This window comes from Sphingomonas sp. BLHR8 (assembly GCF_056821725.1).
Map to the genome: position 1 here is coordinate 1,726,730 of NZ_JBPDIM010000001.1, position 21,533 is coordinate 1,748,262.

25 protein-coding genes, 1 tRNA gene and 1 pseudogene are annotated in these 21,533 nt (G+C 68.1%); 18 read left to right on the forward strand and 9 right to left on the reverse strand.

The genetic code is table 11. The features are described 5' to 3' along the window. Positions 1-5 precede the first annotated feature (5 nt). The 6 genes and pseudogenes from ACRYJK_RS08655 to ACRYJK_RS08680 form a co-directional block, all read left to right on the forward strand. On the forward strand, positions 6-773 hold the full coding sequence (locus ACRYJK_RS08655; RefSeq protein ID WP_482667122.1) for a double zinc ribbon domain-containing protein: 768 nt from the start codon (positions 6-8) through the stop codon (positions 771-773). A 64-nt stretch (positions 774-837) separates the two neighbouring features. Continuing rightward, positions 838-1,098, forward strand: a complete 261-nt coding sequence (gene grxC / locus ACRYJK_RS08660) for a glutaredoxin 3 (RefSeq protein ID WP_482667123.1) — start codon at positions 838-840, stop codon at positions 1,096-1,098. Next, the gene (locus ACRYJK_RS08665) at positions 1,095-1,622 is read left to right on the forward strand and encodes a DUF1178 family protein (RefSeq protein ID WP_482667124.1); all 528 of its coding nucleotides are present in this window, start codon (positions 1,095-1,097) and stop codon (positions 1,620-1,622) included. Before grxC ends, ACRYJK_RS08665 begins: the two co-directional genes overlap by 4 nt. Before the next feature lie 54 nt (positions 1,623-1,676). Continuing rightward, positions 1,677-1,753: transfer RNA gene (locus tag ACRYJK_RS08670), tRNA-Arg, on the forward strand. Between the two features lie 99 nt (positions 1,754-1,852). After that, positions 1,853-2,335, forward strand: coding sequence for a hypothetical protein (locus tag ACRYJK_RS08675; protein WP_482667125.1), 483 nt, complete (start codon positions 1,853-1,855; stop codon positions 2,333-2,335). A 272-nt stretch (positions 2,336-2,607) separates the two neighbouring features. Next, positions 2,608-2,949, forward strand: a pseudogene (locus ACRYJK_RS08680) (pyridoxamine 5'-phosphate oxidase family protein); the annotation flags it as partial. A gap of 63 nt (positions 2,950-3,012) precedes the next feature. Here the strand turns inward: ACRYJK_RS08680 and ACRYJK_RS08685 are convergent. After that, complete coding sequence (locus ACRYJK_RS08685; RefSeq protein WP_482667126.1) at positions 3,013-5,202, reverse strand: S9 family peptidase; 2,190 nt, start codon at positions 5,200-5,202, stop codon at positions 3,013-3,015. 84 nt (positions 5,203-5,286) lie between these two features. Continuing rightward, positions 5,287-5,733 carry a DUF2147 domain-containing protein gene (locus ACRYJK_RS08690; protein ID WP_482667127.1) on the reverse strand — a complete coding sequence of 149 codons (447 nt, stop codon included), beginning with the start codon at positions 5,731-5,733 and terminating at the stop codon, positions 5,287-5,289. Between the two features lie 199 nt (positions 5,734-5,932). On the opposite strand from ACRYJK_RS08690, the gene ACRYJK_RS08695 reads away from it, so the two are divergent. Next, positions 5,933-7,030, forward strand: coding sequence for a CaiB/BaiF CoA transferase family protein (locus tag ACRYJK_RS08695; RefSeq protein ID WP_482667128.1), 1,098 nt, complete (start codon positions 5,933-5,935; stop codon positions 7,028-7,030). Here the strand turns inward: ACRYJK_RS08695 and ACRYJK_RS08700 are convergent. After that, positions 7,002-7,526: a DUF3833 family protein gene (locus ACRYJK_RS08700; protein ID WP_482667129.1), complete on the reverse strand. Its 525-nt coding sequence runs from the start codon at positions 7,524-7,526 to the stop codon at positions 7,002-7,004. The two genes, ACRYJK_RS08695 and ACRYJK_RS08700, sit on opposite strands and share 29 nt — an antisense overlap. Positions 7,527-7,561: 35 nt before the next feature. Here ACRYJK_RS08700 and ACRYJK_RS08705 point away from each other — a divergent pair, with 35 nt between their 5' ends. Further along, positions 7,562-7,852 carry a DUF3253 domain-containing protein gene (locus ACRYJK_RS08705; RefSeq protein WP_482667431.1) on the forward strand — a complete coding sequence of 97 codons (291 nt, stop codon included), beginning with the start codon at positions 7,562-7,564 and terminating at the stop codon, positions 7,850-7,852. Here the strand turns inward: ACRYJK_RS08705 and ACRYJK_RS08710 are convergent. Then, positions 7,849-8,856, reverse strand: coding sequence for a DUF2171 domain-containing protein (locus tag ACRYJK_RS08710; RefSeq protein WP_482667130.1), 1,008 nt, complete (start codon positions 8,854-8,856; stop codon positions 7,849-7,851). The two genes, ACRYJK_RS08705 and ACRYJK_RS08710, sit on opposite strands and share 4 nt — an antisense overlap. Before the next feature lie 191 nt (positions 8,857-9,047). Here ACRYJK_RS08710 and ACRYJK_RS08715 point away from each other — a divergent pair, with 191 nt between their 5' ends. The 4 genes from ACRYJK_RS08715 to ACRYJK_RS08730 all read left to right on the forward strand — a co-directional run bounded on the left by ACRYJK_RS08715 (position 9,048) and on the right by ACRYJK_RS08730 (position 11,221). Further along, positions 9,048-9,467, forward strand: coding sequence for a pyridoxamine 5'-phosphate oxidase family protein (locus tag ACRYJK_RS08715; protein ID WP_482667131.1), 420 nt, complete (start codon positions 9,048-9,050; stop codon positions 9,465-9,467). After that, complete coding sequence (locus ACRYJK_RS08720; protein ID WP_482667132.1) at positions 9,464-9,859, forward strand: DUF2061 domain-containing protein; 396 nt, start codon at positions 9,464-9,466, stop codon at positions 9,857-9,859. Before ACRYJK_RS08715 ends, ACRYJK_RS08720 begins: the two co-directional genes overlap by 4 nt. 64 nt (positions 9,860-9,923) lie before the next feature. Next, the gene (locus ACRYJK_RS08725; protein WP_482667133.1) at positions 9,924-10,421 is read left to right on the forward strand and encodes a GAF domain-containing protein; all 498 of its coding nucleotides are present in this window, start codon (positions 9,924-9,926) and stop codon (positions 10,419-10,421) included. A 98-nt stretch (positions 10,422-10,519) separates the two neighbouring features. Continuing rightward, positions 10,520-11,221, forward strand: coding sequence for a hypothetical protein (locus tag ACRYJK_RS08730; RefSeq protein ID WP_482667134.1), 702 nt, complete (start codon positions 10,520-10,522; stop codon positions 11,219-11,221). A 4-nt stretch (positions 11,222-11,225) separates the two neighbouring features. On the opposite strand, the gene ACRYJK_RS08735 is transcribed toward ACRYJK_RS08730, so the two are convergent. From ACRYJK_RS08735 to ACRYJK_RS08745, 3 genes are all read right to left on the reverse strand, one after another. Further along, positions 11,226-11,945, reverse strand: a complete 720-nt coding sequence (locus tag ACRYJK_RS08735; RefSeq protein WP_482667135.1) for a S24 family peptidase — start codon at positions 11,943-11,945, stop codon at positions 11,226-11,228. A 68-nt stretch (positions 11,946-12,013) separates the two neighbouring features. Continuing rightward, entirely contained in the window at positions 12,014-13,387 is a 1,374-nt protein-coding gene (locus ACRYJK_RS08740) for a DUF5935 domain-containing protein (protein WP_482667136.1), read from the reverse strand. A 39-nt stretch (positions 13,388-13,426) separates the two neighbouring features. Continuing rightward, entirely contained in the window at positions 13,427-13,567 is a 141-nt protein-coding gene (locus tag ACRYJK_RS08745; RefSeq protein WP_482667137.1) for a hypothetical protein, read from the reverse strand. A gap of 64 nt (positions 13,568-13,631) precedes the next feature. Between ACRYJK_RS08745 and ACRYJK_RS08750 the strand changes: the two genes are divergently transcribed. Both ACRYJK_RS08750 and ACRYJK_RS08755 read left to right on the forward strand, forming a co-directional pair. Next, the gene (locus tag ACRYJK_RS08750) at positions 13,632-14,879 is read left to right on the forward strand and encodes a TIGR04063 family PEP-CTERM/XrtA system glycosyltransferase (RefSeq protein ID WP_482667138.1); all 1,248 of its coding nucleotides are present in this window, start codon (positions 13,632-13,634) and stop codon (positions 14,877-14,879) included. 3 nt (positions 14,880-14,882) lie between these two features. Then, on the forward strand, positions 14,883-15,824 hold the full coding sequence (locus ACRYJK_RS08755) for a hypothetical protein (protein ID WP_482667139.1): 942 nt from the start codon (positions 14,883-14,885) through the stop codon (positions 15,822-15,824). A 6-nt stretch (positions 15,825-15,830) separates the two neighbouring features. Here the strand turns inward: ACRYJK_RS08755 and arfB are convergent, their stop codons facing one another. Continuing rightward, positions 15,831-16,238, reverse strand: coding sequence for an alternative ribosome rescue aminoacyl-tRNA hydrolase ArfB (arfB, locus tag ACRYJK_RS08760; protein WP_482667140.1), 408 nt, complete (start codon positions 16,236-16,238; stop codon positions 15,831-15,833). A gap of 61 nt (positions 16,239-16,299) precedes the next feature. Here arfB and ACRYJK_RS08765 point away from each other — a divergent pair, with 61 nt between their 5' ends. Continuing rightward, positions 16,300-16,899, forward strand: coding sequence for a DUF2939 domain-containing protein (locus ACRYJK_RS08765; RefSeq protein ID WP_482667141.1), 600 nt, complete (start codon positions 16,300-16,302; stop codon positions 16,897-16,899). On the opposite strand, the gene ACRYJK_RS08770 is transcribed toward ACRYJK_RS08765, so the two are convergent. After that, positions 16,829-17,452 (reverse strand): RluA family pseudouridine synthase, encoded by a 624-nt coding sequence (locus tag ACRYJK_RS08770; protein WP_482667142.1) that lies wholly within the window; start codon positions 17,450-17,452, stop codon positions 16,829-16,831. The genes ACRYJK_RS08765 and ACRYJK_RS08770 overlap by 71 nt on opposite strands. 264 nt (positions 17,453-17,716) lie before the next feature. Here ACRYJK_RS08770 and ctrA point away from each other — a divergent pair, with 264 nt between their 5' ends. The 3 genes from ctrA (at position 17,717) to ACRYJK_RS08785 (ending at position 21,527) form a co-directional block, all read left to right on the forward strand. Then, complete coding sequence (gene ctrA / locus ACRYJK_RS08775) at positions 17,717-18,457, forward strand: response regulator transcription factor CtrA (protein WP_482667143.1); 741 nt, start codon at positions 17,717-17,719, stop codon at positions 18,455-18,457. 80 nt (positions 18,458-18,537) lie between these two features. Continuing rightward, complete coding sequence (locus tag ACRYJK_RS08780; RefSeq protein WP_482667144.1) at positions 18,538-20,202, forward strand: NAD+ synthase; 1,665 nt, start codon at positions 18,538-18,540, stop codon at positions 20,200-20,202. Then, positions 20,199-21,527, forward strand: coding sequence for a glutamate--tRNA ligase (locus ACRYJK_RS08785; protein ID WP_482667145.1), 1,329 nt, complete (start codon positions 20,199-20,201; stop codon positions 21,525-21,527). The genes ACRYJK_RS08780 and ACRYJK_RS08785 overlap by 4 nt, the downstream gene beginning before the upstream one ends. Positions 21,528-21,533: the final 6 nt, after the last annotated feature.

Here is a 21,533-nt window from a genome sequence, read left to right on the forward strand (position 1 = left end):
CGTGGATGAGCCGCGCGCTGGTGCCGCTCGACCGGCTTGGCGGCGCGGTCATCGCCCTGTTCGACCTTGTCCTGCCCCACCGATGCGCGCGCTGCACCGCGACCATCGCCGACGGTCCCGGCTTTTGCACCGAATGCTGGCGAGTGATCGACTGGCTCGACGGACCCGCCTGCTCGCGCTGCGGCATCCCCCTGCCGGTGGCGGTCAATGCCGACGCGACCTGTGGCGGATGCCAGACCCAGCCGCCGCCCTACACGCGGGTGCACGCGGCCATCGCCTACGGCACGGCAGCGCGCACGCTGGTGCTGAAGCTCAAATATGGGCGGCGCATCGGCATCGCGCGGCTCCTCGCGCGGCTGATCGCGAACCGCCTGCCGGCCGATCCGTCGGACGCAGCCCCGTTGATCGTTCCCGTCCCCCTGTCGCGCGCCCGGCTGTGGCGGCGTGGTTTCAATCAGGCGCTGCTGATCGCCGAACGGCTCGCCACGCTGCGCAAGGGAGAGCTCTCGCGCGACCTGTTGCGTCGCAAAGGCGGCGGCGAATCGCAGCGCGGGCTGACCCGCGCCGCGCGCGAGCAGCGCATGAAAGGTGCGTTCTACCTCGACCCCAGGCAGCGTGAGCGGCTTCGCGGACGCCGCGTCTGGCTGGTCGACGACGTGTTCACCAGCGGCGCGACTGCTCGGGCCGCGGCGCGCGTGCTGCGGCGCGGTGGCGCGGCGAGCGTGGAGGTGGTGGTGTTCGCACGCGTGCTCGACGGGCGCGGCGATCGGTGACCGGGTCGTTGACGATCCTTCCCCCGCCCTCATATCAGTCCGGCGACAACAGGGAGCAGCAAGCGTGGCGAAGGTCGAAATCTATTACAAATCATGGTGCGGCTATTCGCAGCGCGCGCTGCGCCTGCTGACGGAGAAGGGCGTTCCGTTCGAAAAGTTCGACATCGAACAGTCGACCGAGCGCCGCGACGAGATGCTTCAGCGCGCCAATGGTCGCACCACCGTGCCGCAAATCTTCATCGACGATCGGCATATCGGCGGCTGCGACGACCTGGTCGCACTCGACCGCGACGGCAAGCTGGACGCGATGTTGTCCGGGGCATGATCCTTTACGACCTGCAATGTGATGCGGGTCACCGGTTTGAAGCGTGGTTCCGGTCCTCGGCCGATTTCGACCGGCAGGCCGAACGCCGGCTGCTGTGCTGCGCGGTCTGCGGCACGAGCGACGTGGAAAAGGCGGCGATGGCGCCCGCGCTGCACGGCACCTACGCCGAGCAGCGCCCGCTCGCCGCACCGGCGGGGGCGGACGCCGGCAATCGCCCGCCGCCCACGGTGGCGGATCGCAAGACCCTCCACGAACTTGCCGCACGCATCGCCGAACATCAGGCGATGATGCTGCCGCAATCGCGGTGGGTGGGCGACGATTTCGCGCGTGAGGTGCGGGGCGTGGCAGGCGACGCCACGCCGGCCGGCGATACCAGCTCACCTGCCCCTGCTCGACCGGCGCCAGCCGCCATGCCCGCGATCCACGGACGCGCCACCCCGGATGAGGTCGCGGAACTGATCGAGGAAGGGCACGCCGTCGTGCCTCTTCTCGCGCCGTTCACGCCCCCCGACCGCGCGCATTGACGGGCCTCCCCGCGGCTTGCGCGCCGCCGTCGCAGCCCCTACCCGCCGCGGCGGGCGCCCGTAGCTCAGCAGGATAGAGCATCAGATTCCTAATCTGAGGGCCGTGGGTTCGAATCCCGCCGGGCGCGCCAGATCGCATCGACGGAGAGGTCCTGGTGCGAGGCGCGAACTTTGTCGCGCGGCCCCCCTCCCCGCGGGATGGGCAAGATTTTATTTACGGCCGGCGTGGCATGATCGGGTTGATGAATTTCATGCCCTCTCCCCCCGTCGATGCCCCCCAGCGCGAGCAGCGGACGTCGAAGCTGATCGTGCTCGCGCTGTCCACATCGCGCGAAAAGCACGCGCGCATCGTGGTGCGGAACGTGTCCCCTCACGGCCTTGGCGCCCGGGGCGAGATCGATCTGCTGCCGTGCGAGCGCGTGACCGTGCATCTGCCCGGCGGGCGCGATGTGGCGGCGACGGTGCGCTGGGCGCGAAACGGGAAGTTCGGACTGGCCCTTGATGAACGGGTCGACCCGGCATCGCTGCAAACTCGGGCCGCCGCGTCACCGACCGACCTTCGCAGTCGCGACGAATCGATGGAATTCGTGCCGATGAAGATCCGTCCCGTGGAAGGCGGCAGGACCGGCTTCAAGCGCAGTCATCGCGACCAGGTGCTGGCCAGCGCCCAAGACAAGGGCGGCTCCATCTCCGAATGGATCGAGCGCGGATAATCGCCGCGACCGGATACGCGCAAGCGTTCGAACGCGTCTGAACCCATTCGCCATCGGTGCGTTGATCGCGCCGGACAGGCTGAGGGAGGACGGGTGCCATCGTCGATGACCAGGACAATCGCGAACTGGTGGCGGTTTTTTGGAAGTCGCTCGAAAATAGCCGCACGGTGATGCTGGGCGTGGTCGGCGCGCAGAACGGGGCGCCCGCCGATGACGGCGCAATTGCGCGAGGTCGATGGCGCGGACACCGACCCTGAAATCTTTTCTTCGCGAGCCGTAGCGAAGGCGTCGGCAGCGATGTGCTGGCCACAGCGGGCGCGCGCGCCATCGCCGCCTTTTCCGCCAAGGACCATGGCATTTTCGCGTCGATTCACGGGCCGCTGAACATTGTCGAGGATCGCGCGACGATCGACGAACTATGGTCGCCGATGGCCGCGATCTATTACAAGGATGGCCGCGAAGACCCCGATCTCCTGCTGCTTCGGCTCGACGCCGGCGACGTCAGCTTGTGGCGGTCCGACACCTCCGGTTTCCTCAAATCGATCGCATACAAGGTCATGGGCCGCGACGGAGGTCGCGCCAATCCCGAGGATCGGGCCGACGTAACCCTGTAACCAGGACCTTCCCGTTAACCGGCGGGCGGCGGTGCAACAGGGCGCCGCCGCCCGACCCGCGGTTCAACGCGCGACGCGGTCGCTCGCGCCGAGCTGATCGAGCATGAAGGTGATATATTCCGCCTGCTCACCGAAGCGGCGCAAACGACCGGACCGCCCGCCGTGCCCCGCCTCCATGTTGGTCCGGAACAGCAGCGGGTTGCTGTCGGTCTTCACATGGCGCAGCGCCGCCACCCACTTGGCCGGTTCGAAATACTGGACCTGGCTGTCGTGCAGCCCGGTGGTCACGAACATCGCCGGATAGGCCTGCGCCCTGACATTGTCGTACGGACTGTAGCTCAGCATATAGTCGTACGAAGCGCGGTTGGCCGGGTTGCCCCATTCATCATATTCGCCAGTCGTCAGCGGGATCGACGCGTCGAGCATGGTCGAAACGACGTCGACGAAGGGCACGTGCGCGACGATCGCCTTGTAATCCTGCGGCGCCATATTCGCGACCGCGCCCATCAGCAGCCCGCCCGCACTACCGCCCATCGCCGCCACGCGATCGGGCGCGGCGTAGCGGTTGGCGACCAGCCAGCGGGTGACGTCGATGAAATCGGTGAAGCTGTTCTTTTTGTTAAACATCTTGCCCTGGTCATACCAGGCGCGACCCATTTCTTGACCGCCGCGGATATGTGCCAGCGCGATCACCACCCCACGATCGGCGAGGCTGATCTGATAGGTCGAAAGCGCAGGGTCGCTCGACATGCCGTAGCTGCCATAGGCGACCTGCAGCATCGGCGCGGTGCCGTCGCGCGGCGTCCCGCGGCGGTAGAACAGCGACACCGGAACCCGCGTCCCGTCGCGTGCGGTCGCCCACACGCGTTCGGAGGCATAGTTGGCCGGGTCGTACGTGGGCACCGGTTGGACCCGCATCACCCGGCGTTCGCCCGTTGCAATATCCACGTCGTAGATCGTCGCCGGCGTGTTCATCGCCGTATAGACGTAACGCAGCGTGTTCGCGCCCGCCTCGCGGTTGTCGCCGATGCTCATGGCATAGGCGCTGTCGTTGGCGTCGATGACCCGGCTCGACCCGTCGTTGTTGAGGATGCGCAGCCGCTTCACCCCGCCGACGCGCTCGTTGATGGCGACGAAGCGATCGAACGGCTGCACGCTGTCGATGAAGGCCGTCTCGCTCGGCGCGACGAGGTCGCGCCAGGCGGACGGCCCGCGGGCGATGTCGGTCGTGGTGTAGAGCCTGTAATTGGGCGCGCCGCGGTTCGATCGGATCACCCAGCGGCCGGCGGCGTGGTCGACATCATAGAGGTGGTCGCGCGTTCGCGGCGCGACGACGGTCCAGGTTCCGGGGTTAGCGGCGGGGGTGCAACGGCTCTCCGCCGACACGGTGCTCTGCACGCCGATGCAGATATACTGGTCATCGATGGTCTTGCCGATGCCCATGTAAAAGGTTTCGTCGCGCTCCTCATAGACGAGACGATCGGCGCTCGCCGGGGTGCCGAGCACGTGCGCCTTCACGCGCTTGGACAGCAGCGTCACCGGATCTTTCTCGACGTAGAAGATCGTGCGGCTGTCGCCTGACCAGACGAAGTTCGGCTCGACGTTTTCGACGGTTTCGGCGAGATCGCGGCCGGTCGAAAGATCGCGAAACCGCAACGTATATTGCCGCCGCCCGACGCTGTCGTCAGCATAGGCGAGGATGCGGTCGTTGGGCGCGACCTCATAATCGCCGACGCTGTAATAGCCCTTGCCCGCGCCCATCGCGGCGACGTCCAGCAAGATCTGCTCGGGCGCATCGAGGCTGCCGCGGCGGCGGGCGTGGATCGGATAGTCGGCACCAGGCGCAAAGCGGCTGTAGTAATAATAGCCGTTCTCGAGCGTCGGCAGCGACGCCTCGTCCGGCTGAACGCGGGCGGTGAACTCCTGCACCAGGCGGTCGCGCAGCGGCGTCAGGCGCTGCATCATCGCGTCGGTGTAGCTGTTCTCGGCGCGAAGATAGCCGAGCACCTCCTCGCTCTGCCGCGTATCGTCACGCAGCCAGTAATAGGGATCGTTGCGGCTCGCACCGAAGGGCGCGGTCACCGCATGATCGCGACGCGCGGCGACCGGCGGGACGGGAGCGGTAGCGGTGCTGGCCGATGTCTCGACGGCGGTCGGCGGAGGCGGCGCGCTCGCGACATCCTGCGGCGCATAGGCACAGCCGCCAAGCGCCAAGGCGGCGGAACTCACCCCAACCAGAAACAAGCGCGTCATTGTGCAACCCCTCCACCCATGCGTCGCGCAGAACGCTAGGCGAGAGCGCGCAAAAGGCAACGCTCTGATGGCGAATTCACGCGCTCAAGACGGGCGCGGCGGCGCGATCCGGGTCCATTCCTGGCTCTGGCAGATGATCCCGCCGAGAACGCAGCCGGCAATCGTCAGCCGATCCGGGCTGCGCTGGCGGATGTGACTGCCGTAGGTATTGCCGTTGTCCGGCACGAACACCCGCCCCGACCAGCGGTTCGCGCCCGTGCGACGATAGTCGCGCAAGAGTGACGTGCCGATGAGGTTGGGTGTGCCGTTTTCGCGCGCGTCCTGCTTGGCGCTCTCGCTCGCCCAGATCACCGTGCCGCACAGCCGGTTGTCGCCGCAGGGCGTCGCCCGCACCGTGACCGTGCGCTTCGGGTTCTGCCAATCGCCGTAGGGGCTGAAGTCCGCGCCGCGCTGCGACTGCGCCATAGCGGCGCTGCCGAACGTCGCCGCGACCGCCGCTGCGGCCCACAGCGCCTTCTTCGCAATCCTCATGTCGTTCGCTTTCCTGTCTGTCTCTACCTCTTCCCTCGCCGCGCCGAGGCGCGGACCGGGGATGCTTCAGCCTCGCATCTTGCCACAAAGCGCGTGGCAGTGCGATGAACGGCGCAGATGTCGGATGGTACGGATGGCGAATGAGCCGGGCAGGCGGCCCGTGGTGACACAGACCCGGTCACGCGGGGGAGGCACCCCGATGCTTGCCGGAGTGCGCGTGCTCGACCTCACGCAGTTTCTGCCGGGCCCGATGATGACCCTCGCCATGGCCGATCAGGGGGCTCGCGTGCTGAAGGTCGAGCCGCCCGCCGGCGACCCGGCGCGCACGCAGGGACCGTTCGAAGCCGGGCACAGCATCTGGTTCCGCCAGCTCAACCGCGGCAAGCGCCAAGCGACGCTCGACCTCAAAAGCGACGCGGGCCGCACCGCCATGACCCGGCTGATCGCCGAAGCCGATGTGCTGGTCGAGGGGTTTCGCCCCGGCGCGATGACGCGGCTCGGCTTTGATGCCGAGCAGGCGCACGCCATCAACCCGCGGTTGATCTATGCCTCGCTCACCGCCTTCGGACAGACCGGCGAGCGCGCCCATCACCCGGCGCACGACATGGTCGTTCAGGCGCTTGCGGGGTTTCTGGCGGTCAACGACTCAGCGGACGGCACGCCGGTGGTGCCCGGTGTCGCGAGCGCCGACCTCGCCGCCGGCCTCACCGCACTGTCGGCGGTTGCGATGGCGCTTTTCGCGCGGGAAAGGACGGGCGAGGGCGCCGTGCTCGACATCGCCATGTTCGACAGCCTGCTCCCGTGGATGGCCCACACCGCCGGAAGCGCCATCGCCGGCGGGTCGGCGCCGCGATCCGCTTGGCAGCGCTCGCTCGGCGGCGCTGCCTTCTACAACGTCTATCGCACAGCCGACGATCGATATGTCGTGCTGGGCGGGCGGGAGGCGAAATTCGCCCGCGTGCTGCTCGAGGCACTGGGGCGCGCCGACCTCATCCCCCTCGCTGACGAGGAGTCGGACGAGGCGCAGGCGCCGCTGGTCGCGTTCCTGCGCGAAACCTTCGCCCAGCGCAGCCGCGCCGAATGGGAGGCGTGGTTTGAGGACAAGGACGTCGCCTTCGCTCCCGTCCTCGACTTCGCAGAGGCGCTGGCACACCCCGCCGTTGCGGAGCGCGGTTTGTGGGGTGCATCCAATGGCGCGCACCATATCGGCCCCGCCATTGCGCCAGCGACCGGCTGGCAAGCGAGCGAGCCGCCGCCGCTCGGCCCGGTTAACGTGTTGCCCGCGGACCCCTGGTGATGGTTTCGTCGAGCGAGGCCACGGTGAAGCCCCACTTGCGCACGGTCAGGATGTTGCGCGCCACCTGCCCGTCACTGCTGAGCGTCAGCCGCTGATGGACGCGCATGCCGTCCATCGGGAAATCGATCAGCAGAGTGCCCGGCAGCGCGCGTGCACTGACAGGACCGTCGGCATCGGTCAGCGTGCCGCTCCATTGCCCGGGCGATATTTCGCGCAGCGCCCAGCTCCGCGTCCGCTCAGGCTTGGCGCCTTCGCGGATGCGCTGGACGAGGTTGAGCGTTCCGTCGGCGCCCATGCGACCATCGCTGTCGACCTCGACCCGCACCGGCTGCTTGGTCGCCACCCGCAATGTGCCGTTGCCATGGCTGACCCCCGAAAAGAAGCGCACGACGTCGAACGTCGGCGCGGTGCTGGGCGCAGCGGCCACGCGCGGCACGCTCACGCAGGCGGCGAGCGGGATCGCGCAGGACGCGATGATCAGATGACGCAGTGACACGCGACACTTCCTCCTGCTTTCAATCGCGCGACGAGGTGCGCGGACACGTGCTCGATAAACTCGCGCAGCGTGCCATCGGTGCCACCATCTGCCCGAGCGAAGTGGCGCGCTCGATCGATGGCGACGCGTGGCGCTCGCTGATGCCGGACGTGCATGCCGCGGTCGCGGAACTGGCCATCGAGGGGCGGGTTCGACTGAGCTGGAAAGGCCAGCCCCGCACGGTCGCGGACGGTCCCTATCGCATCGGCCACCCGCAACGCGAAACGCCCGCCCCGACCGAAGTCGAGGCGGGCGATTTCCAACCCGGCCGGTCGAGCGGCGCTTAACGCGCGGTCACGACCAGATCGGTGCGACGGGCCGACTGCTGCGCACCGCCGGCGGCATTGTCCGCAACGCCACCACCGCGGCTGTTGACGCGGTTGGCGGCGATGCCGCCTTCAAGCAGCGCCGCTTTCACCGCAGCCGCGCGCTGAACGCTCAGACGCTCGTTGGTTGCGCGGTCACCCTGCGCGTCGGTGAAGCCGACGATGTCGACCTTCACGTTCGGATAGGCCTTCAGGATCGAGGTCAGCGACGCGATCGTGTCGCGGTCCTCGGCGCGGATATTGGCCGACCCGGTGTCGAAGTTGAGCTTGTCGAAGGTGAACGTCCGCGGCGCAGCTTCATTCCCCTGCAGGAAGCGGTTGAGATCGTAGGTCAGCGTGTTCGGCCGCACCTCGATCGTTCCCCCACCCGGCAGGCTGACCCGCTCGGTCGTCGTCGTGGTGGTCGTCGTGCTGGTCGCCGCCGGCACGTTATCCGTGGTCACGGTCGTGGTGCTCGTGTCATCGGCACAGGAGCGCAACAGAAGCAGCAGCGCGAGGGCACCAACACCGGCCAGAACCCATGGCACCCAGTTGAAGCCACGGTCGCGATCGACATGGGTGGTGTGCGTTGCCCCATGGGTGGTGTGGGTCGTGGTGGTGTGATCACGCGCGTCGCGGGTGTCGAACGCGTCCGGCGTGCCGTCGCGGTCGCTGTCACGCGTCAGCGGCGTGCGACCGTCCGCGGCCATGCCGGCGCCAACGCCGGCGGCGCCCGCAGCGGCGGCGTAGCCGGCGCCGGTCGTCCCGTGCGTGTCGTGGCCCAACCCAGTCACGCCGGCGCGCAGGTGAACATGGTCGTCGACCCGGTCGATGTCCGACACGTTGAGGTAATGATGCTGCCCGTCGGGCGAGTCCCGCCGCGTCAGTTTGATGCGGCCGTCTTCGACGTTGTCGACGACACCGACTTGGGTGCCATCGGACCCGATGACCTGCATATGTTTGCGAATGCTGCCGATATCGACCATGGCTTATTCTCCCCATCCGCCGCGAATGACCCGCGGCCATCCCCAAAGCAGTCGCACCGACTCGGCACGATTCAACCCGGCAAAGTCACCAGGATGCAGCACAAACGTTTCGCTGTCGGCGCGGTTCCTGTGCACCCAATAGGTGCCTCGCTCGTTCGGAGGGCTTTCCGGCCTTCAATCTGGAGTGTGAGATGGACGAACCATCGAAGCCGATCGCCGCTGCCGACATCGCGCGCGCGATGCGTGACATGGACATCGCCATGTTTGCGACCCGCGTCGACGGGGCGCTGGCGTCGCGGCCGATGAGCAATAATCGCGACGTCGACTTCGACGGCACGTCGCGGTTCTTCACCCGCGACAGTTCCAACGTCGCGCAGCAGGTCGAAGCCGATCCGGCGGTGATGCTCGACTATTCGGGCGAGGGTCAGTGGCTTTCGCTGCAGGGCACGACAACGCTGGTGCGCGACCGTGAACGGTTTGCCGAACATTGGGTGCCCGATCTCGATCGCTGGTTTGAACAGGGAATCGACACGCCCGATCTGGTGATGATCGAAGTCACGGCGAACCGCGTCACCGCCTGGGGCCGCATCGACGGGGCGGTGGAATTTTGATCCGTCACGACCACCCGGCGCCCAAGTTACCCCGGCCTGGGCGCTGGTGGTCGCGTGACCTCACCAAGACGTTCACCTATCTCGCCGTCCACCTCGCGGTCGGGTTCAGCGTGGCGTACCTGCTGACCGGTTCGGTCGCGATCGCGAGCGGCATTGCCCTCATCGAGCCCGCGGTGAATGCGGTCGCATTCTACTTTCACGAGCGGTTCTGGAAGCGCATCGAAGCAAAGGAATCCGCAACGACGCCGACCCCGCCGCCCGCCGGGGGCCGCACCGACCCAGACCGGCGCGTGGCGATGGACGGATTCGATCCCTGGGTGCTGCACCCCACGCCGGGGCACCGCCTTCGTCCAAACGCGCCGCCGGAGCCCGCGCCACGCGAGCGGCCTTGATCGTACCATCACCACGCCGCCGCCGCCGCTTGCGTGCCGGGCGTTGAAGGCATAGCCGGCCGGGATGTTCGCCTTCGACTTTGATGCCGCCGATCCCACAACGCTGTGGGACGATCTGACCAGCGCCGCCCAAGCGGTGTGCGCCGATGAACCCGACCCCATCGCCAACATGGCCAATGTCGCGGCGCTCCTGTGGCAGGCGTTACCGGACCTCAACTGGGCTGGATTTTATCGCTTCGACGGCCGCGAGCTGGTGCTCGGACCGTTTCAGGGACGCTCCGCCTGTGTCCGGATTGCGCTCGACCGGGGGGTGTGCGGCGCTGCGGCGCGTACGCGCACCACGCAACGGGTCGATGATGTGCACGCTTTCCCGGGGCACATCGCCTGCGACGCCGCCAGTCGGTCGGAGCTGGTCGTGCCGATCGTCCACGAGGGACGGCTGATCGGCGTGCTGGACCTCGACAGCCCCAGCCCCGCACGGTTTGGCGAGGTCGACGCGCGTGGCGCCGAGCGCCTCGTCGCGGCCATCGCGTCGGCGCTGGCCGGAGTCCCGCTGCCCTAAAGCGGGACGAATCTTAACTCTCTCGCCCGGTCGCGGGGATGCGGCCAAAATGCTAACGAGGCGTTAACCAGCCTTCGGGGCAGGAGGGGAGTCGTCGCGTGAAACAATTGGTGCTTTTCGTTGGAGTTGCCGTCGTCGCCGCACTGGCCACCGATGCGCAGGCGCAGCCGACACGCCCTGCCCCGTCCGCGACCGCTTCCCCCACCCGCGTCGTTATCCCGACCGCCGGTATCAGCAGCGAGGTGCGGCCCGACGGAACGCGGGTCGTGCGGCAGGTGCGCGTCATTCGCGATGATGCGGTCAGCCCGCCAATCGTCGATGCCAGCGCCCCTCCCCCGCCGCCGGCGGACATGCGCGGCGGTCGCGTCTGGCGCGATGGCCGCTGGGTCGAAGGCGATTGGAACGGCGGCTGGGATCGCGAAGGCCGGGTGTTCGAGGGCGAATATCGCGGCACCTATGTTCGGGATGGACGTGCGCGCTACGACAGTCGTCGGGTCTATGCGGAGGACCCCTATGGGCGCGTCTATGACCGCCGCGAAGATGGCTTTGGCTGGCGCGGCGACGGTCGCAACGGCTACGACTATGGCGGCGAATACGGCCACGAAGGCTGGGGCTATCGCGAGATCGTGACGCCTGGCGCGCCGATCGTCGTCGAGGAGATCGAAACGACCTATGAAACGGTCGCGCAGCCGGTCGCCGCGCGCGCGCGGGTCGCGACGCGCGCGCGCGTAGCACCGGCCCGCGCACAGCGAGCCGCGCCTGTGCGTCGTTCCGTGCGCCCGCGCTGCGTCTGCCGTTAAACCCTCAAAGCGCGCGCCCAACCCAGCGCACCCGCCCGACGATATCGAGCGTGTCAAGCGCCACGTCCGCTTCATCGGGGAAGTCGGGGTTGTCCGACAGCACCGCGATCCGCCCCTCGGCACACTGGCTGCGCGACAACCGCTTGACGCTGAGCGCGTCGTCACGCCGCAGCACATAGACGGCGTCCCGGCGCTCGGGCACGCGCGCGCCCGCATCGACCAAAATGTCGTCACCGGCGAGGAGCGTGGGCGCCATCGAATCGCCGGTCACCTTGACAATGGTGAGCAGATCGAGCGGCGAGCGGGTCATTTTGCGCAGTTCGCCGATGCTCAGCCCTACGTCGGCCAGCGTGCGTTCGTTGCCGGTGAAGGCGCCCGCCCCCGCCGACACCGCGACGTCGAGCCGAGCCACCCGCGGGGAAGACAAGGGCGCGTCCGATCCGGTCCGCTCACGGAGCAAGGCCTCGTCCATTTCCAGGTACGCCGCCAGCGCGGCGCGATCGCGTTCATCCAGTCGGCGGGGTGTTCCCCGGCGCAGATATTGCTGCACATATGCGGCGTTGCGGCCGATGGAGAGGCTCAACCGTCGCCAGTCCACCCCGCGCGCGGCAGCCGCCTCCTCAAGCGCGCGCCGAGGGTCCCCCCGCGCTGCGGCGGAAAGGTCGAGCGGTGGCGAGCGCAGTCGGCGCCCGCGCCGCGAACCGCTGTCGCCACGCAATACCATCAGAACGGCGCATCATACCGCTAGGAATCTTCCTACGCAACGCACAGGCCGGCGGGGATCCGTCCGCGTCAGGTCCGGGCAAAGCCGACCGCGCCGCGCGCCGGTCCGAACCCTTCGACGACTTGCCAGGGCTGCTGTGCGAATTTGCCACGGGCATAGCTCCACAGACCGATCTGCGCTGCAATAAGCATGAACATGAACGGCTGGAACGCGATGCCGACGAACATGCAGCCCAGCAGGTAGACGAGGTGTCCGCCCTGCAACGCGCCGGCGAGCGGGCGCACCCACGCATCGTCGCCGGCCACGCCCTTGAACCGTCGCCGCAGCCGCTCGATCCGCGTCAGACAGACGATCTGCAGTGCCAGCCACAGGAACAGCCCCGGAAAACCCTGTTCGCCCAGCATCTCGAAATAGCTGTTGTGAAACGCGCGCGACTGGTCGGTGTAGGGAACAATGCGCCGCGTGACGCTGTTGCCGGAGACGGTCGTTTCGACCCGGTCCACCTGCAGCCGGTTCTTCACATAGACGTTGAAGCCGCCCCCGAGCGGGTGGTCGAGCGCGTAGTTCCAGGTCCATTTCCACACGGCAACGCGGGTGGAGGCGCTTTCATCGCTCTTATAGTCGCCGATCGTCCCCATGCGCGAGGAGAAGGCTGCCGGAGCGAGCGCCGCACCCAGCAGCCCCAGCGCGGCGATCACCGCGAGATAGGCGCCCCGTCGCCGCGTCTCGCGCAGGCCGAGCAGCACCAGCAAAGCAATGCACAACAGGCCGGTGCGCGCCTGGGTGCCGATCGGGATCAGCAGGCAGTTGAGCACCAGGAACAGCGCCGCCGCCCACACCAGCCGGCTGGGGCGGAACACCGTGCCATAGCGGGCGAGCCACAGGATGACCGGAATGATGGCGATGGCGACCGTGGAAAAGATCGACCCTTCAAAAAGGCCGCTGTTGTCGGAGATGAGGATGCGGAGCGATCCGTAGCCCGACCCCCCGCCCAGCGTCTTCAACCCGCCCGACAGCGCCAGCGTGCCCGCCGCCAGCACCATGGTCAGCAGCAATGCCTCGATCCGCAATCGCGTCGTCAGCGTCAGCGGCAGAAAGATCGACCATAGCAGCGCCTTCCACACCCACGACCACTTCTCCCCCGCCGCTTCCGGCACATGCGCGTTGATGGTGGTGGCGAGGCAGTAGAGGAACAGCGCCAGCAGCAGCCCCTGCGCCAGATCGAAGCGTGTGCCGCGTTTCTTGTCGAAGATCAGCCACGTTCCAACCGCCAGCGCGAACAGCACCAGCGACAGCTGAATTTTGGGCAGGATGAGAAACGCGAGCCGCTGCGGCGCGACGATGTCGACGTAGCAAAAGGCGAGCGTGAACAGGAACGGCCGGCGCACCGCTGCGGCAAGAATCACCAGCAGAAAGCCGATGAGGAACGCTTCCTTCAGCATGTTATGCGCCGCACGCTGGCTCGGGCTCGAACCGGCGCGTCAGTTCGACCGCGGCCAGGCAAAGCCCGGCTGCGCATCGGCGGCAAGGTCATCGGTGTCGAGATCGGGCCGCGCCGACAGCCGCCAAAAGGTGATGCCGAGCAGAACATGGGTGACGAGGATGGCGATCGTATCGATCATGGCGATGGCTCTAGCGCAAATTCGGTTGACGCGGGCTTAAACATTGCCGGCCTAGTGCGACACCGTGATCCGCGTCATCCACATCCTCGACCATTCGCTGCCGGCGCAATCGGGCTACACCTTTCGCACCCGCGCTATCCTCAAGGCGCAGCAGGCGCTTGGCTGGCACGTCACCGCGCTGACCGGGCGCCGCCACCCGCGCAAGGGGCCCGAGCGCGAAGTGATCGACGGGATCGAATTCGTTCGCACGCCGCGCATCGATCGCGCGCCCTTTCCCGCGCCGCTGGGCGAGGCGGACGAAATCGCCGCCCTGTCCCGCCGGCTCGACGCGCTGGTGCGGGAGGCGCGGCCCCACATCCTTCACGCGCATTCGCCGGTGCTGGACGCGCTCGCGACCTGGCCGGTGGCGCGGCGCCATCGCCTGCCATGGCTCTACGAGATTCGCGCCTTTTGGGAGGATGCCGCGGTCGGCAACGGCACGGGCCGCGAGGGCGACGCCCGCTATCGCGCGACCCGCTGGCTCGAAACGCGCGCAGTCCATGCGGCGGACGCGGTGGCGGTGATCTGCGACGGGCTGCGGCGCGACCTCGTCGCGCGCGGCGTCGCGGCGGAGAAAATCCTCGTCTCCCCCAACGGCGTCGACATGGCGATGTTCGGCACGCCCGCCGCCCCCGACCCCGCGCTGCGGCGCGAGTTGGGACTCGAGGATGCGGACGTGATCGGCTTCGTCGGCAGCTTCTACGATTATGAAGGAATCGACCTCGCCATCGCCGCCATGCCGCAGATCGTTGCCGAGAACCCGCGCGCCGCGCTGCTGCTGGTCGGCGGCGGGCCGATGGAGACGGCCTTGCGCGCCCAGGCCGAGGCCAGCCCGGCGGCGGGTCGCATCCGTTTCGTCGGCCGCGTGCCGCATGCGGAGGTCGAGCGCTATTATGCGCTGGTCGACCTCACCCTCTATCCGCGCAAGGCGATGCGGCTGACCGAGCTGGTGACGCCATTGAAGCCGCTCGAAGCGATGGCGCAGGGCAAGCTCGTCGCCGCGTCCGACATCGGCGGTCACCGCGAGCTGATCGCCGATGGCGACACCGGCACGCTGTTCGCGCCCGACGACCCCGCCGCGATCGCCGCCGCCATCGCCTCCGTCTTCGCGCGGCGGGCGCAGTGGCCGCAGATGCGGGCGCGCGCGCGCCGCTTCGTCGAGCGCGAGCGTAACTGGGCGTCAAACATTCGCCGCTACGAACCGGTCTATGAACGGCTTGTGGCGCAGCACGGCGGCTCCCGACCCACCGGGATGCACGGCGGGAGCCGATAGGTTATGGATCCGATGATGGACGAGAATTTCCGCATCCGTCGCCACGCCGGAGCGCTGTTCGTGCCCGGCGGTGCGATGACCGTCGCAACGCTGATGGCGCTCGCGCTGGCGGCAACGGCATTGCTGGTGCCGATCGCCTGGCTCGAGCGGATCGGCGCGCAGATCGGCCTGTCGACGTGGATGCCCGACGCCGTGCCGCCGTTCGACTTCACCGAACGGCTGCTGTTCGCCATTCCGCTGGGGCTGCTCGGCGCGCTGCTAGGCGCCGCGCTCGCACGCGCCTTTCGCGTCGCCGACGATGGCGAAGGCTGGGCGAGGCTGCTCGAGCGGCTGCGCGGCATCAGCGCCACCGCGGATGAGGTGGACGCGCCGCGGCTCAATCCACTCGACCGCCACCCCGACGCCCCCGCCCGCCGACCGCTGTCGCCGCTACGCGACCTCGTTCCCTCGCGCGATGCGGACGCCTTCGACGCCGACGAGCTGCTGCTCGACACGCCCGCGCCCATCGGCGTGCCGCAGGCCGAGCCGATTGCTCCGGTCATGGCGACGAACGAAACATGGTTTGACGGGTCCGATGAGGCACCGGTGGTCGAAACGCCAGATAGCGCGCCGGCGATGGACCTGACGCCGCCCACGCTCACACCGGAACCGCTGGCGGCTGAGCCGGTGACGCCCGAGCCGGTGGCGGCTGCGCCAGAGGCGGTGGTCGATGCGCCACGCCGCGCCCCGCGTCCGCCGATCGACCTGTCGGTGGAGCGCCTCGATTCCCTCGTGGCGCGGCTCGAAGCGGGCGCCGCGCGGCGGGAGGCGGCGCTGGCGGGCACCGCCGAGCCCGCCCCGTCCGCGGACGACGAACCCGCCGATGCCGAGGAAGCCGCGCTGCTCAACGATCCTGCGCTCGCCGCGGCGCTGCGCACGCTGCGGCGGATGAACGCCGCCGCCTGAGCCAGGTCAGTCGAGCCGGACGGGAGCGCGGCTGGCCTTGATCCCGCCGCGCGCTTTCTTGCTGTCGACGCGGCGCGCTTTGGCCGCGCGCGACGGACGGGTGGCGATGCGCCGCTCGGGCCGTTCGTGCGCCGCCGCGAGCAACGCCTCGACCCGAGCGCGCCCGTCGGCGCGGTTCGCCTCCTGCGTGCGAAATCGCTGGGCGAGGATGACGATCACCCCATCCCCCCGCATCCGCCGCCCCGCCAACACCCTGAGCCGCGCATACACCGCCGGCGCCAGCCCGAGCGCGGTTGCGTCGACAAACAACTGACACGCACTCGCGACTTTGTTGACGTTCTGCCCGCCGGGGCCCGAGGAGGCGATGAAGCGCTCTCTAAGAGCGTGTTCCGGGAGAGGAACTCGAATTGTCACGCGATTGACGAGGTGAAGTTTTGACGCTCTTGTCGAACGTCAGTCCATAGGGGGAGTAATGATGACAAGGCGTTTATATCTCGACTCGGAAAAAAGCAGATGGCGACGGCCGCTAATCTGGGCGGCTGCAGTTGGCCTTTCCCTTCTCGCCTTGTACGTCGCTTCGCCCTGGTGGGCAGCAAGGTCTCTAAGACAGGCTTTCCTGAGCGGTGATGCATATACTTTAGAGGAAATGATCGACTTTCCAAGCGTGCGGGCGGATCTAAAATCTCAGATGACGTCCGCGCTCACACAACGGATGCAGAATGATCCGGAATTGCGAAACAACCCATTCGCAGCGCTTGGCTTGGTCATGGTACCGCAAATCGTCAATACGATGGTCGATGGTCACGTCACCCCGCAGGGTCTTACACGCCTGATTACTCGAGAAACTGGAAGCGGCGAGGAACAAAAAGGTCCTACTAATTACAACATGCGGTATCGCGATTTGAACCGGTTTGAGTTGGCGGGTCCGAAAAGCAGCCCAGAGCGCGAGCGAATTCGGTTCATCATGCGGCGTGAAGGTTTTTTTGCCTGGAAAGTCGACCGAGTCAGCTTGCCGATGGACCGATTGCGCACTGAAAGTGGCGAAAGCGGGCCGGCTGCGGGACAGACGCGCTAATTTCAGTTCGTCCGTTCCCGTCCTGGACTTCGAGCGACGCGGCGTGGAGCATCAGGCCGAGGGGGTGCGCCTCACCGTAAACGGGGTCGCCCACGATCGGGCAGCCGAGGCCGCCGGCGCAGTGGACGCGGAGTTGGTGGGTTCGGCCGGTTTGGGGCTTGAGTTCGAGAAGCGCGCGGCGTTCGTGCGTCGCCAGCACGCGCCAGCGGGTGATCGCCGCCGCGCCCGCAAGGTCGGGCACCATGCGCCAGCCGGCGGTCGCGCTGGAGCGTTTGCCGAGGGCCAGGTCGATGACGCCCTCCGCCGCGCGCGGCACGCCTTCGACGATCGCGAGGTAGGTCTTCTCCACCGTTCCCGCCTCGAACGCCGCGGCGTAGCGCTTGAGCGCGCCGCGGGTGCGCGCGATCAGCAGGCAGCCCGACGTATCGCGGTCGAGCCGGTGCACGGGCAGTAACCGCTCCACCCGCGCGAGCCCCTGCTGCGCCAGCCGGTCGGCAATGGTCTCCCCGCCGGCGCGCGGTCGGTCGACGGGCACGCCCGCGGGCTTGTCCACGATCCACGCATCCTCGCCCGTGGCTAGGATCGCGATGGCGTCTGGCGGGGCTGCGGCGATGGCGACGATCCTTGCGATGGCGGCTTTACCCTTCGTCAGGAAAGCTTTCGCGCCCCGCAAGCAAGCTTAGGGTTAAATTAACCATTTGCGGTCACAAGCGGTAAGGTTAACGTCGCATTGAGATGTGGGTGCTGCAAGGGGAGCGATCCATGGGGATCAGGCAACCGCTGCAACCAGGCACCCGCTGGATGACGGGGGACGGGCATGCGGGTACTGCTGATCGAGGACGAGCCGACGACCGCCAAGGCGATCGAGACGATGCTCACCGTCGAAGGGTTCAACGTCTACACCACCGATCTCGGGGAAGAGGGCCTCGATCTCGGCAAGCTGTATGACTACGACATCATCCTCCTCGACCTGAACCTGCCGGACATGCACGGCTATGACGTGCTCAAGAAACTGCGCGTGGCGCGGGTGCAGACGCCGGTGCTGATCCTGTCGGGCGTCAGCGAGATGGAGTCGAAGGTCCGGAGCTTCGGCTTCGGCGCCGACGATTATGTCACCAAACCCTTCCACCGCGAGGAACTGGTGGCGCGCATCCAGGCGGTCGTGCGCCGCTCCAAGGGCCATTCGCAGTCGATCATCCGCACCGGCAAGCTCGCGGTGAACCTCGATGCGAAGACGGTCGAAGTGGACGGCGCGCGCGTGCATCTGACCGGCAAGGAATATCAGATGCTGGAGCTGCTTTCGCTCCGCAAGGGCACGACGCTCACCAAGGAAATGTTCCTCAACCACCTCTACGGCGGGATGGACGAGCCCGAATTGAAGATCATCGACGTCTTCATCTGCAAGCTGCGCAAGAAATTGAGCCTCGCCTGCGGCGGCGAGAATTATATCGAGACGGTGTGGGGCCGCGGTTATGTGCTGCGCGACCAGAATGAGCCCGTCGACGAGGACACTCCCGCCGGCAGCGACGGTGGGGTGAGCGAACTGCGGGTCGCCTGATCGTCGCCTGACCCCTCCATCAGGCCGCGCCACGCCACGGCGCTCTTCCCGCGCAGCCGCGATGTGCTAGGCGGCGGCGCATGGCCGAACCAACGCTGACGATCGTCCTCGCGCAATGCAGCCAGAGCGTGGGCGACATCGACGCCAATGCCGACGCGATGCGCGCCATCCGCGTGGCGCATCCGCACGCCGACCTGATCTGCTATCCCGAACTGCAGCTGATCGGCTACCCGCCCGAGGATCTGGTGCTGAAGCCCGCGCTGTGGGCCCGTGCGGACGCCAAGCTGGCGGAGCTTGCCGCGGTGACCGCCGATGGGGGGCCAGCGATGCTGGTCGGCACCGTGCACCGCTCCGAGGCGGGCCTCCACAACGCCGTCGCGCTGCTCGATTGCGGCCGGGTCGCCGCGCTGCGCCTGAAGCATGAGCTGCCCAACTATGGCACCTTCGATGAAAAGCGGGTGTTCGTGCCCGGCCCGCTGCCCGACCCGGTCGACTTTCGCGGCATCCGCCTCGGCCTCCCCGTCTGCGAGGACGGCTGGCTGCCGACGGTCTGCCAGCACCTCGCCGCGTCCGGCGCGGAACTGCTGATCTCGATCAACGGCAGCCCCTACGAGATCGACAAGGACGAGCGGCGCCTGACGCAGGTGTTTGCCGCGCGGGTGCGCGATACCCGCCTGCCGCTGATCTTCCTCAACCGCATCGGCGGGCAGGACGAGCTGGTGTTCGACGGCTGCTCTTTCGTGCTCAGCGGCGATGGCGAAACGCGCCACCGCCTGCCCGACTGGGAGCCGGCGGAGCGCATCACGTGCTGGACGCGCGGTGCCGACGGTCGTTGGGATTGCGCGGGCGGAGAGGTCGCGACGTGGGACGACCATCCCGCCGACATCTATCACGCGATGCTGGTCGCCACGCGCGATTATGTGGAGCGCAACCGCTTTCCGGGCGTGCTGCTCGGGCTGTCGGGCGGGATCGACAGCGCGCTGGTCGCCGCCATCGCGGTCGATGCGCTGGGGCCGGAGCGCGTGCGCTGCGTCATGCTGCCCTCCCGCTACACCAGCGCCGCGAGCCTCGCCGATGCCGAGGCTTGCGCGAAGGCGCTCGGCTGCCGTTACGAGACGATTTCCATCGCCCCCGCGGTGGAGGCGTTCGACGCCATGCTCGCGGGCAGCTTCGCCGATACCGAAGTCGACCTGACCGAAGAGAATATCCAGTCGCGCATCCGCGGAGTCACGCTGATGGCGCTCAGCAATAAATTCGGCGAGATGCTGCTAACCACCGGCAACAAGAGCGAGATGAGCGTCGGCTACGCGACCATCTACGGCGACATGGCGGGGGGCTACAACCCGCTCAAGGACGCCTACAAAACGACCGTGTTCCGCGTCGCGCGCTGGCGCAACGCGCACGTGCCGAGGCTGGGGCTCGGCCCTGCGGGGGAGGTCATCCCCCGCGCGATCATCGACAAGCCGCCGAGCGCGGAGCTTCGCCCCAACCAGACCGATCAGGACAGCCTGCCGCCCTACGACCAGCTCGACGCGATGCTGATGGGGCTGATCGAACGCGAACAGTCGGTCGACGACATCGTCGCCGAACATCGATTCGACCGCGCGGAAGTGGCGCGGATCGAACGGCTCGTGGCCCTCGCCGAATATAAGCGCCGGCAGGCCGCGCCGGGGGTGAAGCTCGGCACCCGCAACTTCGGCCGCGACCGCCGCTACCCCATCACCCAAGGTTTCCGCACCGCATGACCCGCACCCGTTTCGCCCCCTCCCCCACCGGGCGCATGCATCTCGGCAACCTCCGCGTCGCGGTGCTGAACGCGCTTGCTGCGTTGCGCGACGGCGGCGAGTTCTGGCTCCGTATCGACGACACCGACGCCGCGCGCAGCGAGGAGCGCTTCGTCGACGCGATCCGCGAAGACCTCGCATGGCTGGGGCTGACCCCGGCGGGGGAGGTGCGCCAGTCGCAGCGGCTCGCGCTATACGAAGCCCGCTTCGATGAGCTGCGCGCCGCCGGGCGCGTTTACCCCTGTTTCGAAAGCGCGGAGGAGCTCGACCTGCGCCGCAAGGTGCTGCGCGCGCGCGGGATGCCGCCGGTCTATGAACGCACCGCGCTGGCGCTCACGTCGGTGGACATCGAGGCGAAGCTGGCGGCAGGGGAGCGGCCGCACTGGCGCTTCACGCTCGACCACGCCGCGCCAATCATGTGGCAGGACGCGGTGCGCGGCGAGCAGCGCTTCGACCCCGCGCACCTCTCCGATCCCGTCGTGCGCCGCGCGGACGGGAGCTGGCTCTACCTCCTCCCCTCGGTCATCGACGACATCGACATGGGCATCACGCACGTCATTCGTGGCGAGGATCATGTCAGCAACACCGCGGCGCAGGCGCAGATGTTCGATGCGCTCGGCGCCGAGCGGCCACAGTTCGGCCACGTCGCACTTCTGACCGGCGCGGAAGGCAAGCTTTCCAAACGCGACGGCGCCGCAGACCGCGACGCACTGGTTGAGGCGGGGATCGAGCCCGAGACGGTGCGCGCCTATCTCGCGCGGCTCGGCACGCGCGACCCGATCGAACCGCAGGCGGACCTCGTGGACCTGGCGGCGGGGTTCGACCTCGGCCGCTTCGGTCGCGCGCCGGCGCCGGTCGTGGCGGAGGAGTTGACCGGCCTCAACGCGCGCATCGTCCACCAGCTCGACTACGACCGGGTTGCGGAGCAGCTGCCCGATGGCATGGACGCCGCCGCCTGGAAGGCGCTGCGCGGCAACCTCACCCGCATCGACGATGCGCCCGCCCTGTGGACGAGCGTCGACGGCCCGGTCGCCGCGCCTGAGCTGAACGACGAAGAGCGGGCGGTCATCGCCGCGGCGGCGGCGGCGCTGGAACGCGAAGCGTTCGCCGACTGGAAACCGCTCACCGCCGCTGTCGGGGTGGCCACCGGCGCCAAGGGCCGCGCGCTGTTCCTGCCGCTGCGACGGGCCTTGACGGGCGTCGACGCGGGGCCCGACATGGCGAGCCTCTTACCGCTGATCGGACGCGACCGCGCGCTCGAGCGGCTGCGCGCCGCACTCGCCTGACGGAGA

What these genes read in the sequence shown, in the direction of transcription:
- ACRYJK_RS08655 (WP_482667122.1), top strand. Translation starts at nt 6, where the DNA reads ATGAGCCGCGCGCTGGTGCCGCTCGACCGGCTTGGCGGCGCGGTCATC.
- ACRYJK_RS08665 (WP_482667124.1), top strand. Translation starts at nt 1,095, where the DNA reads ATGATCCTTTACGACCTGCAATGTGATGCGGGTCACCGGTTTGAAGCG.
- ACRYJK_RS08675 (WP_482667125.1), top strand. Translation starts at nt 1,853, where the DNA reads ATGATCGGGTTGATGAATTTCATGCCCTCTCCCCCCGTCGATGCCCCC.
- ACRYJK_RS08685 (WP_482667126.1), bottom strand. Translation starts at nt 5,202, where the DNA reads ATGACGCGCTTGTTTCTGGTTGGGGTGAGTTCCGCCGCCTTGGCGCTT.
- ACRYJK_RS08690 (WP_482667127.1), bottom strand. Translation starts at nt 5,733, where the DNA reads ATGAGGATTGCGAAGAAGGCGCTGTGGGCCGCAGCGGCGGTCGCGGCG.
- ACRYJK_RS08695 (WP_482667128.1), top strand. Translation starts at nt 5,933, where the DNA reads ATGCTTGCCGGAGTGCGCGTGCTCGACCTCACGCAGTTTCTGCCGGGC.
- ACRYJK_RS08710 (WP_482667130.1), bottom strand. Translation starts at nt 8,856, where the DNA reads ATGGTCGATATCGGCAGCATTCGCAAACATATGCAGGTCATCGGGTCC.
- ACRYJK_RS08715 (WP_482667131.1), top strand. Translation starts at nt 9,048, where the DNA reads ATGGACGAACCATCGAAGCCGATCGCCGCTGCCGACATCGCGCGCGCG.
- ACRYJK_RS08725 (WP_482667133.1), top strand. Translation starts at nt 9,924, where the DNA reads ATGTTCGCCTTCGACTTTGATGCCGCCGATCCCACAACGCTGTGGGAC.
- ACRYJK_RS08735 (WP_482667135.1), bottom strand. Translation starts at nt 11,945, where the DNA reads ATGGTATTGCGTGGCGACAGCGGTTCGCGGCGCGGGCGCCGACTGCGC.
- ACRYJK_RS08740 (WP_482667136.1), bottom strand. Translation starts at nt 13,387, where the DNA reads ATGCTGAAGGAAGCGTTCCTCATCGGCTTTCTGCTGGTGATTCTTGCC.
- ACRYJK_RS08745 (WP_482667137.1), bottom strand. Translation starts at nt 13,567, where the DNA reads ATGATCGATACGATCGCCATCCTCGTCACCCATGTTCTGCTCGGCATC.
- ACRYJK_RS08755 (WP_482667139.1), top strand. Translation starts at nt 14,883, where the DNA reads ATGGATCCGATGATGGACGAGAATTTCCGCATCCGTCGCCACGCCGGA.
- ACRYJK_RS08765 (WP_482667141.1), top strand. Translation starts at nt 16,300, where the DNA reads ATGACAAGGCGTTTATATCTCGACTCGGAAAAAAGCAGATGGCGACGG.
- ctrA (WP_482667143.1), top strand. Translation starts at nt 17,717, where the DNA reads ATGCGGGTACTGCTGATCGAGGACGAGCCGACGACCGCCAAGGCGATC.
- ACRYJK_RS08780 (WP_482667144.1), top strand. Translation starts at nt 18,538, where the DNA reads ATGGCCGAACCAACGCTGACGATCGTCCTCGCGCAATGCAGCCAGAGC.
- ACRYJK_RS08785 (WP_482667145.1), top strand. Translation starts at nt 20,199, where the DNA reads ATGACCCGCACCCGTTTCGCCCCCTCCCCCACCGGGCGCATGCATCTC.